This is a genomic window from Streptomyces sp. CA-251387 (genome assembly GCF_050936625.1).
Taxonomy (GTDB): Bacteria; Actinomycetota; Actinomycetes; order Streptomycetales; family Streptomycetaceae; genus Streptomyces.
Genome location: NZ_JBNJMJ010000001.1, coordinates 1,560,012 through 1,575,991, shown reverse-complemented (window position 1 = coordinate 1,575,991; position 15,980 = coordinate 1,560,012). Strand labels below are relative to the sequence as shown.

Here is a 15,980-nt window from a genome sequence, read left to right as displayed (position 1 = left end):
GAGTCCCAGCTTTAGGCTGGCGGGAGTGTCGGCGGGCCCGGCGCTTCCCCAGAACGGGGGACGCGCACGCTGTGGGGGACGGGCTCGCGGTGGGGGAGGGGGAGCAGGACCGTGGCAGGCTTACGTGCCCAGCGGCTGGCCGCACGCAGGTCCGCGCGCAGGAAGGCGGCCCGGCGCCATGCCATGGTCGTGGCGGCCTCGGTCGTGGTCGCCGTGGGCAGCGCGACCGGCATGATATCCGCGCTCGACGACGGACGGGGCTCCGACGAGGCCAGGCCGCCCGAGGTGACCCGCTCGCCGAGCCTGGAGACCCTGCCGCTCGTGCCCTCGCCCTCCCCGTCGGCCACGAGGCCGCCCTCCCCCACGCCTTCCCCCACGCCGAAGAAGAAGGCGAGTCCCAGGCCCTCGCCGACGAAGACCGAGAGGAAGCAGCAGCCGGCCGTGGTGTCCGCCCGCCTCTACCGCCACCCCGACTCCCAGGTGCTCGACTGGGTCCGCGACAACGCCGGCGATCCGCGCCACGCCGTCATAGAGTCCCGGATCGCCGCCCAGCCGGCCGCGGTGTGGTTCGCCGACTTCACGCCGGACACCATCACCGCGCGGGTCCGCGCGGTGACTTCGGGCGGGTCGGCACTCGGCCGGGTACCGGTCGTCGTGCCGTATGCCGTCCCGGACCGCGACTGCGGCGGGCCCTCCCAGGGCGGGGCGCCCGACCTCGACGCCTACGACGCCTGGATCGACAAGTTCGCCGCCGGGCTGGGCTCCGGTGACGTCATCGTCGTCCTGGAGCCCGACTCCATCGCCCAGTCCGAGTGCCTCTCCGCCCGTGAACGCGCCGACCGCTTCGCCTCGCTGGCCCGCGCGGGCCGCGCCTTCAAGGCCGCGAACCCCAAGGCGCGCGTCTACTACGACGCCGGGCACTCCGGCTGGCACGACCCCGGAAAACAGGCGCAGTGGCTGCGGCAGGCCGGCGCCGCCTCCACCGCGTCCTCCGATGGCATCTTCAGCAACGTCTCCAACTTCCACACCACGACCGACGAGATCGCCTACGACCGCCAGGTCCTGGACGCCCTCGGCGGCCCCGCGAGCCTGGGCGCCGTCATCGACACCAGCCGCAACGGCGCCGGGGCCCCGGCCGACGGGGAGTGGTGCGATCCGGTCGGCCGCAAGCTGGGCCGGGCGCCGACGCTCAGCACCGGGGAGGGGCGGATCGACGCCTACCTGTGGGTGAAGCTGCCGGGGGAGTCGGACGGGTGCAAGGGCAAGCCCGGCACCTTCACGGCGTCGTACGCCTACGACTTGGCGCGCTGACCCTCGCTGTAGGGGGAGGGCTCGTCGTAGGAGGACGTGCCCTCGTCCAGCAGCGGCTCCTGCGTCTTGAGGTGGGCCGGGGCGAACGCCCGCAGTGCGTGGTAGCCGGTGATGACGACCAGCGTGCCCAGCGCGATGCCGCTCAGTTCGAAGGTGTCGGTGAACTCCATGGTGACGTTGCCGACGCCGATGATGATGCCCGCCGCGGCCGGCACCAGGTTGAGCGGATTGCGCAGGTCCACCTTGGCGTTGATCCAGATCTGCGCGCCCAGCAGGCCGATCATGCCGTACAGGATGACGGTGATGCCGCCGAGGACGCCGCCCGGGATCGCGGCCACGACCGCCCCGAACTTGGGGCAGATACCGAAGAGCAGCGCGAAGCCTGCGGCGGCCCAGTAGGCGGCGGTCGAGTAGACGCGGGTCGCGGCCATCACGCCGATGTTCTCGGAGTACGTGGTGTTGGGCGGGCCGCCCACCGCCGTGGAGAGCATCGAGGCCACGCCGTCCGCGGAGATCGCGGTGCCCAGCTTGCCGTCCAGGTCGTCGCCGGTCATCTCGCCGACCGCCTTGACGTGCCCGGCGTTCTCGGCGACCAGGGCGATGACGACAGGGAGGGCGACGAGGATCGCCGACCACTGGAAGGACGGGGCGTGCAGATCGGGCAGCCCGATCCAGTCGGCCTTCGAGACGCCGGAGAGGTCGAGCCGCCAGTGGTCGGTGAGCTTGCCGCTCGCGTCGACCGAGTGGATCCTGCCGAAGATCCGGTCGAAGGCCCAGGAGACGCCGTACCCGAAGACCAGGCCCAGGAAGATCGCGATCCGGGACCAGAAGCCGCGCAGACAGACGACCGCCAGGCCGGTGAACAGCATCACCAGCAGGGCCGTCCACTGGTCCTGCGGCCAGTACGTCGAGGCCGTCACCGGGGCGAGGTTGAAGCCGATCAGCAGCACCACCGCGCCGGTGACGATCGGGGGCATCGCGGCGTGGATGATCCGCGCCCCGAAGCGCTGGACCGCGAGACCGACGAGGAACAGCGCCACGCCGACGACGAAGACCGCGCCGGTGACGGTCGCGCTGCTGCCGCCCTGCGCGCGGATGACGGCCGCCACGCCGACGAAGGAGAGGGAGCAGCCGAGGTAACTGGGCACCCGGCCACGGGTGGCGAGCAGGAAGACGACCGTCGCGACGCCCGACATCATGATCGCCAGGTTGGGGTCGAGTCCCATCAGCACCGGGGCCACGAAGGACGCGCCGAACATCGCCACCACATGCTGGGCACCGAGTCCGGCGGTGCGGGGCCAGGAGAGCCGTTCGTCGGGCCGGACCACCGCTCCGGGTGCCGGGGTGCGTCCGTCGCCGTGCAGTTTCCAGCGGACGCCGAGATCCATGGTGCGGTTTCGCTTTCGTCGGGGTGCGGATGTGCCGGATGTGCCGGTCCATTGTCAGGGACGTGCCGGGCCGCGCCGGAACCGGGCTGGACGGCACCTGATCAGCAGGGCTGAGCGTCCGCTTAGGATGGTCGTACGCAGATCAACCAACTCAGGAGCCCCACGCGTGACCGCCGAAGCCCCCCTCGCCCCCGCCGTGTCGTACGGCCGGCTGATCCCCGTCACCGTCCACTTCGACGACCTGGACGCGCTCGGCCTGCTCCACAACGCCCGCTACCCGCTCATGGTCGAGCGGGCCTGGGCCGAGTTCTGGCAGGAGCACGGCTTCCGCTTCGCCGGGGACTGGGTCGCCGCGGGCGACGCCTGCAACGCGGTCAAGGAACTGCGCATCAGCTACGAGGCGCCGGTCACCGCACCGGGCACCTACGCCGTCCACCTCTGGCTGGAACGGCTCGGCAACACCGGGCTCACCTACGGCTTCCGGTTCTGCTCGGCGGACGGGGCGGTGACGTACGCCCACGGCAGCCGGGTGCTGGTCCGGCTGGACGCCGGGACGCTGCGGCCGGCGCCGTGGAGCGACGGCTTCAGGGCCGTGGGTCGGGAACTGCTGCGTCCGGCCGGCTGATCTTCGGGCGGTCGCGGTCGGCGGTGCGCAGGACGCCCGCGAACACGGCGAGCCCCGAGGCCAGCACGGTGACCAGGCAGAAGGACACGGTCAGGCTCGTGGCCTGGGCGAGCCCGCCGATCGCGCTCGGGGCGATCAGTCCCGAGGTGTACGTGATCGTCGCGACGCCCGCGATGGCCAGCGAGGGGTTGGAGCCGCTGCGGCCCGCCGCCGCGAAGCACAGCGGGACGACCACCGCGATGCCCAGGCCCAGCAGGGCGAAGCCCGTCATCGCCACGGCCGGATGTCCCGCGAGGACGATCAGCAGGCCGCCGAGTGCGGCCAGGACGCCGCCGAGCCGGACGGTCCGCACGGTGCCGTACCGGTCCACCACCTTGTCGCCGACGAGCCGGGCGAGGGCCATCGTGAGCGTGAAGCCGGTCGTGCACGCGGCCGCGAGGCCGGCGGAGGTGTCCAGCTGGTCGCGGAGATAGACCGCCGACCAGTCCAAGCTGGCGCCCTCGGCGAACACCGCGCAGAACCCGACCGCGCCGATGAGCAGCGCCGACCGGGGCGGCAGGGCGAACCGGGGCGGCGGCTCCTCGTCCTCGGCCGGCTGGAGGTCGAGCACCCAGGAGCATGCGGCCACGCCCAGGACGGTCAGGACGGCGGCGGCCAGTACGTGGTGCAGGCGGGCGTCCGCGCCAAGATGCGCGGCGAGCGTGCCGCCGAGCGAGCCGGTCACGGTGCCCACGCTCCACATCCCGTGCAGGCCGGACATGATCGACCGGCCCAGGCGGTTCTCGACCTCGACGCCGAGCGCGTTCATCGCCACGTCCGCCATGCCGGCCGTGGCGCCGAAGGTGAACAGGGCCAGACACAGCGTCAGCAGGTTCGGGGCGAGGGAGGGCAGCGTGAGGGCGATCGTCCACAGGGCGATCAGTCCGCGCAGTGCGTTCCGGGCGCCGAACCGGTGGCTGATACGGCCCGCGAGCGGCATGGCGACGGAGGCGCCGAGCGCGGGAAAGGCGAGCGCCAGCCCCAACTGACCGGCGCTGACGCCGGCGTGGTCCTGGATCCACGGCACGCGCGTCGCGAACGAGCCGGTGACGGCGCCGTGTACGGCGAAGACGGCGGCCACGGCGTACCGGGCCCGCCTCACCTCGCGCTGTTCGTAGACCACTGCGCTCATTCTGCGGCCCCTCCCTGCTTCCCGGTCCCCTGTCGGTTCCCCCAGCTGCTGTCGCCGCCGTAAACTATCAGGAACCCTGCCTGATAGATAGCGGATAAAACAGCCGTGGGAGGATCCCGGCATGCCCGCATCCCCGAGCACCGCCCGGGCCATCAACGACCGGCTCGCCCTGCGCCTGCTGCAGCGGGAAGGCCCGTTGACGGCAGGGCAGTTGAAGCAGCTGACCGGCCTGTCCCGCCCGACCGTCGCCGACCTCGTCGAACGCCTCACCGTCGCCGGCCTGATCGCGGTGGTCGGCGAGGCGGGGGAGCAGCGGCGCGGGCCGAACGCCAAGCTGTACGGCATCGTCGCCGACCGCGCCCATCTGGCGGCGCTGGACGTCCGCACCGAGGGCGTCTCCGTGGTGGTGTCCGACCTTGTCGGGGCCGTGCTCGCCAAGGCGTCCGTGCCGATCGGCGGCGACACGGGGACGGGGCCCGCCGTGGAGCAGGCGGTGGCGCTGGTGGAACGGGTCGCGAAGGAGGCGGGCGCCGACCGGCTCCACACGGTGGGCATCGGCGCCCCCGGTCTGATCGACCCGGCGACCGGTGAACTGCGCGACTCCACGGGCCTGCCCGCATGGCACCGCCGCCTGGTGGCGGCCCTGCAGGAACGGCTCCCGGAGGCCCGCGTCAGCGTCGAGAACGAGACCAACCTCGCCGCCCTCGCGGAACAGCGCGACGGGGTGGCCCGGGACCGGGACACCTTCGTACTGCTGTGGCTCGGCCACGGCACGGGGGCGGCCGTCGTCCTCGACGGGGCGCTGCGCCGCGGGGCGTCCGGCGGCACCGGTGAGATCGGGTTCCTGCCGGTGCCGGGGACGACGGGGCTGCCGTCGGCGGTGGACTGCGAGGGCGGATTCCACTCGCTGGCGGGGTCGGCGGCGATCGTGGAACTGGCGGGGGCGTACGGGCTGAGCGTCGAGGGCGGCGCTGCGCACGAGCCGCCGGCTGCCGGGGTCGTCAGGGACGCGGTGGCGCTGGTGGCGGGCGACGACAAGGAGGCGCGGCACGCGGGCGGGTGCGCGGTGCGCGCAGGGACGCCTGACGCCTCCGACGGCCGGGCTTCTGCCGGCCCCTCCCATGACGCTGCCTGTGCCGGCCCGTCCCATGACCCCTCGTCCGCCTCCCGCTTCCTCGACGCCCTCGCCGATCGCCTCGCCATAGGCGTCGCCTCCGTCGTCGCCGTCCTCGACCCCGGCTGTGTCGTCCTCGGCGGCGAGGTCGGGCAGGCCGGCGGGGAGGTGCTCGCCGGGCGGGTGGAGGAGCGGGTCCGGCGGATGTCGCCGTTGGCGACCGTGGTGCGGCCCAGCAGCCTGGGTGGCGATGCCGTCCTGCGCGGGGCGCTGCTGACCGCGCGGGACGGCGCCCAGGACGAGCTGTTCGCACCGCCGGAGCGCTGAACCGAGCCGTCGCTTGGAGCGGTCCGGAATTGACCCGGGCCATCTGCGCCACCTGCGCCGCCGCCTTCGTCACACGCCGCCGGGGACGCCCGTGTCGCCGGGGAGGATGCCCGCGCCGCCAGGGGCGTCCGCGCTGCCTTCGCCATGCGCCGCCAGGGACACCCGCGCCGCCCCTCCGAGGTCACCCAGGACCCGAGCGTCGGCGGCGCGTCAGAGGCTGGGCTTCCGAAGCCGGCGCGTCACAGGCTGCGCCGGCTTCGGGAAGCGTCGGCCGGGCATCCCGTCCACCGCAGAGCACCTGGTCAGACGCCCCGCCCGCCGCCGAACCCCCGCCGCAGGTACTCCTCGAACGTCCCCTTGCCCACCGCATGCCCCGGCGTCAGATGGCCGCCCGAGCGGAAACCCGCGTACGCCTTCCCCCACAGCGGCACGCTCACCACGAGCCGCCTGCGACCCGTCGCCTTCAGATAGGCGCGGGCCAGCGAATCCAAGGTCCGCACCTCGGGACCGCCCATGTCCTCGACCCGTCCGGCCGGGGCGCCCGGCGCCAGCTCGGCGAGCCGTTCCGCGACCTCGGCCACCTCGACCGGCTGGTCCTTCACACGGGCAGGCAGCAGCACGACCGGCGACTTGGACAGGACCCCGAACACCCGCACGAGCAGGTCGTGGAACTGCGTCGCACGCAGCACGGTCCAGCCCAGCCCCGACTCCTCGACCAGCTTCTCCACGGCGAGCTTGGTCTTGTAGTAGCCGAACGGCACCCGGTCGATGCCGACGATCGAGATGTACACCAGGTGCCGTACGCCCGCCGTCCGCGCCGCCGCGATCAGATGCCCCGCCGCCTCCTCGTCGCCGCCGCCCGTCGACGTCGCGCAGTGCACGATCGTGTCCACGCCCTCCATCGCCTCGTCCAGACCCGGGCCGCCCTTGCGCAGGTCGACGGCGTACGGCTGGGCGTGCCGGCTGAGCACCCGCACCTCGTGCCCGTCCGCGCGCAGCCGCTCGGTGACGAGCCGGCCGAGCGTTCCGGTGCCGCCGGTCACCAGGATCGTGGTCATGTCGTTGAGTCCCTTCGGACGCCGGGCGCTCCCGGGTGGAGCGCCCCTCGTCAGCTGGGACCGAATACCCGGTGCGGAATGTGACAGACAGCCTTGGGGACTTTTACGCCCCAGCCAGCTGACGGCCCGCGAACGCCAGTTTGTCCGGGTTCACCACCGCTCGGGCGTGCACGACGAGACCGTCGCTCAGTTCGAGCGCGACCACGCCGAGGAGCGTGTCGCCCGCCCAGGCGGCCACCGCCGGCTCGCCGTTGATTTCGGCTGTCGTGAAGTGCACGCCCTCCATGAACCGCTCGAACAGGCCCACCAGAAAACGGGACACCTTCTCCCGACCCTCGACCGGCCGCCCGGCCGCCGAGACCTTGCCGCCACCGTCGCTCGACCAGACCACGTCGGCCGCCAGCAACTTCTCCAGCCGGGCCAGATCACCGTCCCGTGCCGCGGCGACGAAGGACGCGACGAGCTCCTCCTGCCGCTCGGGAACCGGCTCGAACCGCGACCGCGGCTCACCCACGTGCCGAACCGCCCGCCGGTACAGCTGCCGGCAGTTGGCCTCGGTCAGATCCAGCACCTCGGCGATCTCCCGGTGGCCGTACGCGAACGCCTCCCGCAGCACGTAGACGGCCCGCTCGGTCGGTGTGAGCCGCTCCAGCAGCACCAGCATCGCCATGGACACGGCGTCCCGCTGCTCGGCGGACTCCAGGGGGCCGAGGGCGCCGTCCGAGGTGACCACGGGCTCCGGCAGCCAGGGGCCGACGTACCGCTCGCGACGGGACCTGGCCGAGGTCAGCCGGGTCAGGCAGAGGTTGGTGACGACCTTGGCGAGCCAGGCCGCCGGATGCTCGATCGCGCCGCGGTCGGCGCCGCTGAAGCGCAGATACGCGTCCTGGACGGTGTCCTCGGCCTCCTCGGCGGAGCCAAGCATGCGGTAGGCCAGGCCGAACAGTCGCGAGCGGTGCGTCTCGAACTCGTCGGCGGTCGCGGTCGTCATGCCCTTCACCCTGCCAGAACCGCGGCCGGCGCCGACTGGGAGACCCGGCGGCGGGCAAGGGCCGTCGTCACCGCCGCCGGGCCGTCTGCGGTGCTGCAAGGTCGTTCCCGTCCAGGGAAGTTGGGCCGACCCTAGGGAGGACTAGACCAGTGCGTCAATAGGTATGGACCAATCTCGAATCGGAGAAATCCAGCCACGCGCCCTGTGAGGCACCCCACAGCATTCGCCCGCATGGACGCCGATCAGGCGTGGCACACTGGCCCTGTACCAGAAGCAGCGCACTCCGGGGTCGGTGAAAGTCCGAACCGGCGGTTACAGTCCGCGACCCGGTCGCCTCCAGCGGCCGGTTGACCAGGTGAAATTCCTGGACCGACGGTTAAAGTCCGGATGGGAGGCAGTGCGCGGCGGGCGGGCATTCGTGCGCGCTGCCGTACCGGTTCGTCGTAGCGGCGAACCCTGTCCGGCGTCGCCCCCGGTGTCCCTGCTCGTACATTCTGTCGTCATCGACAGCCCCGGAGTCCGTGCCCGAATGAGGCAGGAGGACCCGGGAAGTGTTCACCGGAATCGTCGAAGAGCTGGGCGAGATCACCGCTGTCGAGACCCTCGACGACGCCTGTCGCTTCCGAGTGCGCGGCCCCGTCGTCACCGACGGCGCGAAGCACGGAGACTCCATCGCCGTCAACGGCGTCTGCCTCACGGTCGTCGACCACGAGGGCGGCGAGTTCACCGCGGACGTCATGGCCGAGACCCTCAACCGCTCCAGCCTCGGCGTCCTCACCGTCGGCTCCCGCGTCAACCTCGAACGCCCCATGGCCGTGGGCGAGCGCCTCGGCGGGCACATCGTGCAGGGGCACGTCGACGGCACCGGCCAGGTGCTGGAGCGCAAGCCGTCCGAGAACTGGGAGATCGTGAAGATCTCGCTCCCCGCGGACCTCTCCCGGTACGTCGTCGAGAAGGGCTCCATCACCGTCGACGGCATCAGCCTCACCGTCGTCGACGCCGGGCCCGACTACTTCACCGTCAGCCTCATCCCGACCACCCTCGACCTGACCACGCTCGGCCACAAGCAGCCCGGCGACCCGGTCAACCTCGAGGTCGACGTCATCGCCAAGTACGTCGAGCGGATGCTGGGCGACCGCGCCACCTCCGAAGGGGCGGTGGGCCGGTGAACTCGCTGAACTCCGAGGCCTTCACCCTCTTCGGCCAGCACATCCTCTGGTCGGACATGATCGGCAACCTCTTCGGCCTGGCCGCTCTCGCTCTCGGCTGGCGGCGCTCCATCTGGACCTGGCCCGTGCAGTTCCTGGCCGGCCTGATCCTCTTCGGCGCCTTCTTCGGCCATCTGACCGGCAGCGCCGGCAAGCAGGCGGTCGTCATGCTCGTCGCCCTCTACGGTTGGTGGCAGTGGCAGCGCGGCAAGGGCCGGGCGGAGGACGGCCACATCACCGTACGGTTCGCCACCTGGCGCGAGCGCGCCGCCATGGTCGCGGCGGCCGCCGCCGGCACCGTCGCGGTGGCACTGCTCTTCAAGGCGTACCCGACCCTGTCCTGGGACCCCTGGCCGGACGCCTACATCTTCGTCGGCACCATCGTCGCCATGTACGCCCAGGCGCGCGGCATGGTCGAGTTCTGGTTCGCCTGGCTGCTCGTCGACCTGGTCGGCGTGCCCCTCAACTTCGCCAACGGCTACGCCTTCTCCGGCTTCGTCTACGTCATCTACGGCGCACTCGTCCTGTGGGGCATGCGCGACTGGTGGCTGCGCTCCCGCAAGGACGCGCGGCCCGTCCTGGAAGGAGCGCCGGCATGACCGCGGCACCCATTCTGTACAGCACCGACGGCGTCGAGGACCTCACGCTCGACCCGATCGAGCAGGCCGTCGCCGACATCGCGGCGGGCCGCCCGATCGTGGTCGTCGACGACGAGGACCGCGAGAACGAGGGCGACCTCGTCATCGCCGCCGAGAAGGTCACCCCCGAGATCGTCGCCTTCATGATGAGCGAGTGCCGCGGCCTGATCTGCGCCCCCATGGAGGGCGAGGAACTGGACCGGCTGGAGCTTCCGCAGATGGTCGGCGACAACACCGAGTCGATGAAGACCGCGTTCACGGTCTCCGTCGACGCCTCCGCCGCACACGGCGTGACCACGGGCATCTCGGCCTCCGACCGGGCCACCACGCTCCAGCTCCTCGCGAGCGGCAAGGCGGAACCGTCGGACCTCGTCCGGCCCGGCCACATCTTCCCGCTGCGCGCCAGGCCCGGCGGCGTCCTCGTCCGCAACGGCCACACCGAGGCCGCCGTGGACCTCGCCCGGCTCGCGGGGCTGCGACCGGCCGGCGCGATCGTCGAGATCGCCGGTGAGGACGGCGAGATGCTGCGGCTGCCCGAGCTGATCCCGTTCGCCCGCAAGCACGGCCTGACGATCATCTCCATCGAGGACCTGATCGCCTACCGCCGCAGCACCGAGCTGAGGCAGCCGGCCGAGCAGGCGTCGGCCGAGCAGGCACCGGCCCCGTCCGAGGCCACCGTCGAGCCGACCGTCCGCCGCGAGGCCGAGGTCCACCTGCCCACCGTCCACGGCACCTTCACGGCGTACGGCTACCGCTCCACCCTCGACGGCGTCGAGCACGTCGCCCTCGTCCACGGCGAGATCGGCGACGGCGAGGACGTGCTGGTCCGCGTCCACTCCGAATGCCTCACCGGCGACGTCTTCCACTCCCAGCGCTGCGACTGCGGCCCCCAATTGGAGGCGTCCCTGGAGCGCATCCAGGCCGAGGGCATGGGAGTGGTGGTCTACCTGCGCGGACACGAGGGCCGGGGCATCGGCCTGATGTCCAAGCTGCGCGCCTACGAACTCCAGGAGCGCGGCCGCGACACCCTCGACGCCAACCTCGAGCTCGGCCTGCCCGCCGACGCCCGCGACTACGGCGCCGGCGCGCAGATACTCGCCGACCTCGGCGTGCGCAGCGTGCGCCTGCTGACCAACAACCCCGACAAGTCCGACGCGCTGCTCGCCCACGGCATCAAGGTCACCGAGCGCGAGCCGATGCCGGTACAGGCGGGCGAGCACAACCTCCGGTACCTGCGCACCAAGCGCGACCGGATGGGACACGACCTGCCCTGGCTGGACGCGGCCCCCGTGGCCTCCCTGGCCACCTGCACCAACCAGTAAGAGACACACCGAGGAGACCTGAGAACGTGAGCGGCAAGGGCGCACCGGAGCTGTCCGTACGCAATGTGGGCGACCTGCGGGTCGCCGTCATCGCGGCGCAGTGGCACGAGAAGGTGATGGACGGTCTGGTGGACGGCGCCCTGCGCGCCCTGCACGACCTGGGGATCGACGAGCCGACCCTCCTCCGGGTCCCCGGCAGCTGGGAACTCCCGGTGGTCGCCAAGGTCCTCGCGGGCCGCGGCTACGACGCGATCGTGGCCCTCGGCGTCGTCATCCGCGGCGGCACTCCCCATTTCGAGTACGTCTGCCAGGGCGTCACCCAGGGCCTGACCCAGGTCTCGGTCGAGACCGGCGTCCCCGTCGGCTTCGGTGTGCTGACCTGCGACACCGAGGAGCAGGCCCTGGACCGGGCGGGTATCGAGGGCTCCAACGAGGACAAGGGGCACGAGGCGGTGACGGCCGCCGTGGCCACGGCGGCGACGCTCCGCTCAGTATCTGAACCCTGGCACTGACGAAACCGGTATGTGGCATAGGCTGAGCGTCACCATGTCCAAGAAGACGTTCGAGGAGCTCTTCACCGAGCTCCAGCACAAGGCCGCCCACGGCGACCCCGCCACATCCCGCACCGCCGAACTCGTCGGCAAGGGTGTCCACGCCATCGGCAAGAAGGTCGTCGAAGAGGCCGCCGAGGTCTGGATGGCCGCCGAGTACGAGGGCAAGGAGGCGGCCGCCGAGGAGATCTCGCAGCTGCTGTACCACGTCCAGGTGATGATGGTCGCCCGCGGGATCTCCCTGGACGACGTCTACGCCCACCTCTGAGCACCCAGAGCCTCAAGAAGACCCGCACACCGTAAGAGCGAACGAAGGAAGCCGACCTCATGCTGCGCATCGCCGTCCCCAACAAGGGTTCACTGTCCGGCCCTGCGGCGGAGATGCTGCATGAGGCCGGCTACCAGCAGCGCCGCGAGTCCAAGGAACTGCGGATCGTCGACCCCGAGAACGACGTCGAGTTCTTCTACCTGCGCCCCCGCGACATCGCCATCTACGTCGCCTCCGGCCAGCTCGACATCGGCATCACCGGCCGCGACCTGCTGATCGACTCCGGCGCCAACGCCGAGGAGATCCTGCCGCTCGGCTTCGCCCGCTCCACCTTCCGCTTCGCCACCAGGCCGGGCATCGTCGGCGACGACCTGGCGGACCTGAACGGCAAGACGGTCGCCACCTCCTACGAGGGAATCGTCGCCAAGCACCTCGCCGACCACGGCATCGACGCCTCCGTCGTCCACCTCGACGGCGCCGTCGAGACCGCCATCCAGCTCGGTGTCGCCCAGGTCATCGCGGACGTCGTCGAGACCGGGACCTCGCTGCGCAACGCAGGCCTCGAAGTCGTCGGCGAGCCGATCATGAAGTCCGAGGCCGTCGTCATCCGCCAGACCGGCGCGGACGGCGAGGAGCCCAAGGTGCAGCAGTTCCTGCGCCGCCTCCAGGGCGTCCTGGTCGCGCGGACGTACGTGATGATGGACTACGACTGCCGCGTCGAGCAGCTGGAGAAGGCCGTCGCCCTCACCCCGGGCCTCGAATCCCCGACCGTCTCGCCGCTGCACAACGAGGGCTGGGTCGCCGTCCGCGCGATGGTCCCGGCCAAGGAAGCCCAGCGGATCATGGACGACCTGTACGACATCGGCGCCCGGGCCATCCTGACCACGGCCATCCACGCCTGCCGCCTCTGAGCCGGAGGCCGTACACCGATGTCCTCCGAACTGCCCACCCTGCCCGTCACGTTCCGGCCGGGCCGCACCCGGGCCGTCCTGCTCACCGCCGGCGTCGCCATCTTCGTCGTCATCACGGCGATCGCGCTGCTGCTGGAGAAGCTGGGCCCGGGCGAGCGCCTCAGCTTCGTCCTCACCGGCGCGCTGATGTTCGGCGTGCTGGCCATGCTGGCCCGCGTCAAGGTCGTCGCCGACGAGTCCGGTGTCACCGTGGTGAACATCGCCAGCAGGCGCCGCCTCGACTGGGCCGAAATCCTTCAGGTGACCCTCCGCCCGGGTGATCCCTGGGTGTTCCTCAACCTCAGCGACGGCACCAGCCTGCCCGCGCTCGGCATCCAGCCGGGCATCGCCAAGCAGCGCGCCATCGCCGACGCGCGTGCCCTGCGGGCGCTCGTCGAGGCCCGTTCCCTCAAGGAATCCGAGGGCCATCAAGGCTGACTCAGAGGCGTTCACCCTGCCGTAAGTCCCCATGTCTTGATTAATCTGTTGGCGGAGGCGTTTTTGACGCGTCTCCGCCACTGATGTCCCTCCGGTCCTCAGAGGCCCCTGCTACCCGAGGAGTGATTCCCTCCAGCGATGGACGGATCGTCCTGTAGTACCTGCGCCGCCCCCTCCCGACATACCGGGGCGGCGGCATCATGAGCATCCCCTTGCTGCTTCTGGCAGCCGCGTTCCTGCTGATCCTCGCCAACGGCTTCTTCGTGGCCGCCGAGTTCGGCCTGGTCACCGTCGAGGCGACGGACGCCGAGAAGGCCGCCGCCGAGGGCGACCGAAGGGCCCACCGGGTCGTCGAGTCGCTCAAGGAGCTGTCCTTCCAGCTCTCCGGCACCCAGCTCGGCATCACCATCACCTCCCTCGTCGTCGGCATGCTCGCCGAACCGGCGCTCGCCGAGCTGCTGGGCGGTCCCTTCACGGCGATCGGCGTCCCCGAGGGCGCGGTGCCCGGCGTGGCCGTGGCCGTCGGCATGCTGCTGGCCTCGGCCGTGCAGATGGTGATCGGCGAGCTCGTACCCAAGAACTGGGCGGTGTCCCGGCCGATGCAGGTCGCGCGCTTCGTCGCCGGCCCGCAGCATGTCTTCGCACGCCTGTTCCGCCCGGTGATCGCCGCGCTGAACTCCGTCGCCAACCGCCTCGTCCGCGCCCTGGGCATCGAGCCCACCGAGGAACTGGCCTCCGCCCGCACCCCCGACGAACTCGTCTCCCTGGCCCGGCACTCCGCACAGGCCGGCGCCCTGGAGCAGGACACCGCGGACCTCTTCGTACGGACGCTGTCGCTCGCCGAACTGACCGCGCAGCACGTGATGACCCCGCGCGTGAAGGTCAGCGCGCTGCAGTCGTCGGCGACGGCCGAGGACGTGGTCAACCTGACCCGCGCCACCGGCCTGTCCCGCTTCCCGGTCTACCGGGACAAGATCGACGAGATCGTCGGCATGGTCCATCTGAAGGACGCGCTGGCGATCCGTTCGAGTGACCGGCTACGCACCCCGGTAGGCCGTATCGCCCGCCCGGCGCTGCTCGTCCCCGAGACCCTGCCGGTCCAGCCCCTCCTCGCCCAGCTGCGCAGCGAGCAGCCCATCGCGGTCGTCGTCGACGAGTACGGCGGCACGGCCGGAGTGGTCACATTGGAGGACATCGTCGAGGAGATCGTCGGCGAGGTCCGCGACGAGCACGACGGCCAGGACGTGCCCGAACTCGCCGCCGCCCCGCCGGAGGACGGCCGCCCCGCCTGGGACGCCGACGGCAGCTGCCGGGTCGACATCCTCCAGCGCATAGGGCTCGACGTGCCCGAGGGGCCGTACGAGACCGTCGCCGGACTCGTCGCCGACCTGCTCGGGCGCATCCCGGCCGTCGGTGACAAGGCGGAACTGCCGGGCTGGCGGCTGTCGGTGCGCCGGGTCGGCCACTACCGGGCCGAGCGGGTCCGGCTGGTCAGGACCGGGTCCGTGGTGGAGGTCGCCCGATGAGCGTGCTCCAACTCCTCTTCGCCGCGCTGCTCGTGCTCGCCAACGGCTTCTTCGTCGGCGCCGAGTTCGCCCTCGTCTCGGTCCGCCGCAGCCAGATCGAACCGCTGGGGACGGCCCGGGCCCGGCAGGTGCTGTACGGCCTGGAGCGGTTGCCGCAGATGATGGCGGCGGCCCAGTTCGGCATCACCGTCTGCTCACTGACGCTCGGCGCGGTCGCCGAACCGACGGTGGCGCATCTGCTGGAGCCGCTGTTCGAGTGGATCCATCTCCCGGAAGGCGTGATCCACCCGCTCACCTACGTCATCGCGCTCGCCGCGGTGGTCTTCTTCCATCTGGTCATCGGCGAGATGGTGCCGAAGAACCTGGCGATGGCGGCGCCCGAGAAGGCCGCGCTGTGGCTCAGCCCCGGCCTGGTGTGGTTCGCCCGTTTCTGCAAGCCGATCACCGTGGCCCTGGGCGCGGTCGCGCAGGCCATCCTGCGGCTGTTCCGCGTCGAGCCGAAGGACGAGATCGAGGCGGTGTTCACCAGCGAGCAGCTCAACCGGCTCGTCGAGGACTCCGGCCAGGCGGGCCTGCTCGATCCCGAGGAGCAGGAACGTTTGGAGGACGCGCTGGAACTGGGCTCGCGCCCGGTGACGGACGTACTCCTCAAGCGCGAGTCCCTGGTCACGGTCAGCCCGTCGGTCACTCCCGGCCAGATCGTCGCGCTCACCGCCCGCACCGGGTACTCCCGCTTCCCGGTGGCGGCGGAGAACGGCGCCTTCATGGGCTACCTGCACGTGAAGGACGTACTCGACCTGGAGGAGTCGGAACGCGCGGTGCCGCAACACGTATGGCACCCCATGACGACCCTCCGCTCCGAACTCCCCTTGGACGACGCCCTGACGGTGATGCGCCGCGCCGCGACGCATCTGGCCCAGGTGGCCGACGCGTCCGGCAAGGTCCTCGGCCTCGTCGCCCTGGAGGACGTACTGGAACTCCTGGTCGGCGAGGTCCGGGACCCGGCGCACCGGGAACTGCCGGAGGTACGGGTGACGGGGCCGCGGGTGAGCAGTGGGGAGCCGGAGGAGGCGATGGCCGGCTGACATCGGCGC

The 15,980-nt window shown here is 71.6% G+C and carries 16 protein-coding genes and 1 riboswitch; of the genes, 12 read left to right on the top strand and 4 right to left on the bottom strand.

From position 1 onward, the window contains the following. Positions 1 to 183 precede the first annotated feature (183 nt). Entirely contained in the window at positions 184 to 1,311 is a 1,128-nt protein-coding gene (locus ACQEV2_RS06850) for a glycoside hydrolase family 6 protein (RefSeq protein WP_433054252.1), read from the top strand. Here ACQEV2_RS06850 and ACQEV2_RS06845 read toward each other — a convergent pair. Beyond that, a complete protein-coding gene (locus ACQEV2_RS06845) occupies positions 1,293 to 2,699 on the bottom strand; it encodes a uracil-xanthine permease family protein (protein WP_433037632.1) in 1,407 nt (468 codons plus the stop codon). The two genes, ACQEV2_RS06850 and ACQEV2_RS06845, sit on opposite strands and share 19 nt — an antisense overlap. Positions 2,700 to 2,865: 166 nt before the next feature. Here ACQEV2_RS06845 and ACQEV2_RS06840 point away from each other — a divergent pair, with 166 nt between their 5' ends. Then, positions 2,866 to 3,324 carry an acyl-CoA thioesterase gene (locus ACQEV2_RS06840; protein WP_433037630.1) on the top strand — a complete coding sequence of 153 codons (459 nt, stop codon included), beginning with the start codon at positions 2,866 to 2,868 and terminating at the stop codon, positions 3,322 to 3,324. Here ACQEV2_RS06840 and ACQEV2_RS06835 read toward each other — a convergent pair. Then, complete coding sequence (locus ACQEV2_RS06835; protein ID WP_433037628.1) at positions 3,284 to 4,495, bottom strand: MFS transporter; 1,212 nt, start codon at positions 4,493 to 4,495, stop codon at positions 3,284 to 3,286. The two genes, ACQEV2_RS06840 and ACQEV2_RS06835, sit on opposite strands and share 41 nt — an antisense overlap. A gap of 121 nt (positions 4,496 to 4,616) precedes the next feature. Here ACQEV2_RS06835 and ACQEV2_RS06830 point away from each other — a divergent pair, with 121 nt between their 5' ends. Continuing rightward, positions 4,617 to 5,936, top strand: a complete 1,320-nt coding sequence (locus ACQEV2_RS06830; RefSeq protein ID WP_433037626.1) for an ROK family transcriptional regulator — start codon at positions 4,617 to 4,619, stop codon at positions 5,934 to 5,936. Between the two features lie 302 nt (positions 5,937 to 6,238). Here ACQEV2_RS06830 and ACQEV2_RS06825 read toward each other — a convergent pair whose 3' ends face one another. Together ACQEV2_RS06825 and ACQEV2_RS06820 are read right to left on the bottom strand one after the other, a co-directional pair. Then, positions 6,239 to 6,994, bottom strand: a complete 756-nt coding sequence (locus ACQEV2_RS06825) for an SDR family oxidoreductase (protein WP_433037624.1) — start codon at positions 6,992 to 6,994, stop codon at positions 6,239 to 6,241. Positions 6,995 to 7,097: 103 nt separating this feature from the next. After that, positions 7,098 to 7,985 carry an RNA polymerase sigma-70 factor gene (locus tag ACQEV2_RS06820; protein ID WP_433037622.1) on the bottom strand — a complete coding sequence of 296 codons (888 nt, stop codon included), beginning with the start codon at positions 7,983 to 7,985 and terminating at the stop codon, positions 7,098 to 7,100. Positions 7,986 to 8,259: 274 nt separating this feature from the next. Continuing rightward, a riboswitch (FMN riboswitch) is annotated at positions 8,260 to 8,390 on the top strand. A 146-nt stretch (positions 8,391 to 8,536) separates the two neighbouring features. On the opposite strand from ACQEV2_RS06820, the gene ACQEV2_RS06815 reads away from it, so the two are divergent. The 9 genes from ACQEV2_RS06815 to ACQEV2_RS06775 all read left to right on the top strand — a co-directional run bounded on the left by ACQEV2_RS06815 (position 8,537) and on the right by ACQEV2_RS06775 (position 15,971). Continuing rightward, positions 8,537 to 9,154, top strand: a complete 618-nt coding sequence (locus ACQEV2_RS06815) for a riboflavin synthase (RefSeq protein ID WP_433037620.1) — start codon at positions 8,537 to 8,539, stop codon at positions 9,152 to 9,154. Then, entirely contained in the window at positions 9,151 to 9,792 is a 642-nt protein-coding gene (locus ACQEV2_RS06810; RefSeq protein ID WP_433037618.1) for a nicotinamide mononucleotide transporter family protein, read from the top strand. The genes ACQEV2_RS06815 and ACQEV2_RS06810 overlap by 4 nt, the downstream gene beginning before the upstream one ends. Next, positions 9,789 to 11,153 (top strand): bifunctional 3,4-dihydroxy-2-butanone-4-phosphate synthase/GTP cyclohydrolase II, encoded by a 1,365-nt coding sequence (locus ACQEV2_RS06805; protein ID WP_433037616.1) that lies wholly within the window; start codon positions 9,789 to 9,791, stop codon positions 11,151 to 11,153. The genes ACQEV2_RS06810 and ACQEV2_RS06805 overlap by 4 nt, the downstream gene beginning before the upstream one ends. Before the next feature lie 26 nt (positions 11,154 to 11,179). Next, complete coding sequence (gene ribH, locus ACQEV2_RS06800; protein ID WP_030946752.1) at positions 11,180 to 11,665, top strand: 6,7-dimethyl-8-ribityllumazine synthase; 486 nt, start codon at positions 11,180 to 11,182, stop codon at positions 11,663 to 11,665. 34 nt (positions 11,666 to 11,699) lie between these two features. Continuing rightward, positions 11,700 to 11,972 (top strand): phosphoribosyl-ATP diphosphatase, encoded by a 273-nt coding sequence (locus ACQEV2_RS06795; RefSeq protein ID WP_007491392.1) that lies wholly within the window; start codon positions 11,700 to 11,702, stop codon positions 11,970 to 11,972. Between the two features lie 59 nt (positions 11,973 to 12,031). Beyond that, the gene (hisG, locus tag ACQEV2_RS06790; protein WP_433037613.1) at positions 12,032 to 12,883 is read left to right on the top strand and encodes an ATP phosphoribosyltransferase; all 852 of its coding nucleotides are present in this window, start codon (positions 12,032 to 12,034) and stop codon (positions 12,881 to 12,883) included. Between the two features lie 18 nt (positions 12,884 to 12,901). After that, positions 12,902 to 13,360: a PH domain-containing protein gene (locus tag ACQEV2_RS06785; RefSeq protein ID WP_433037611.1), complete on the top strand. Its 459-nt coding sequence runs from the start codon at positions 12,902 to 12,904 to the stop codon at positions 13,358 to 13,360. A 200-nt stretch (positions 13,361 to 13,560) separates the two neighbouring features. Further along, positions 13,561 to 14,886: a hemolysin family protein gene (locus ACQEV2_RS06780; RefSeq protein ID WP_433037609.1), complete on the top strand. Its 1,326-nt coding sequence runs from the start codon at positions 13,561 to 13,563 to the stop codon at positions 14,884 to 14,886. Further along, positions 14,883 to 15,971, top strand: a complete 1,089-nt coding sequence (locus ACQEV2_RS06775) for a hemolysin family protein (RefSeq protein ID WP_433037607.1) — start codon at positions 14,883 to 14,885, stop codon at positions 15,969 to 15,971. The genes ACQEV2_RS06780 and ACQEV2_RS06775 overlap by 4 nt, the downstream gene beginning before the upstream one ends. The last annotated feature ends 9 nt before the right edge of the window (positions 15,972 to 15,980 follow it).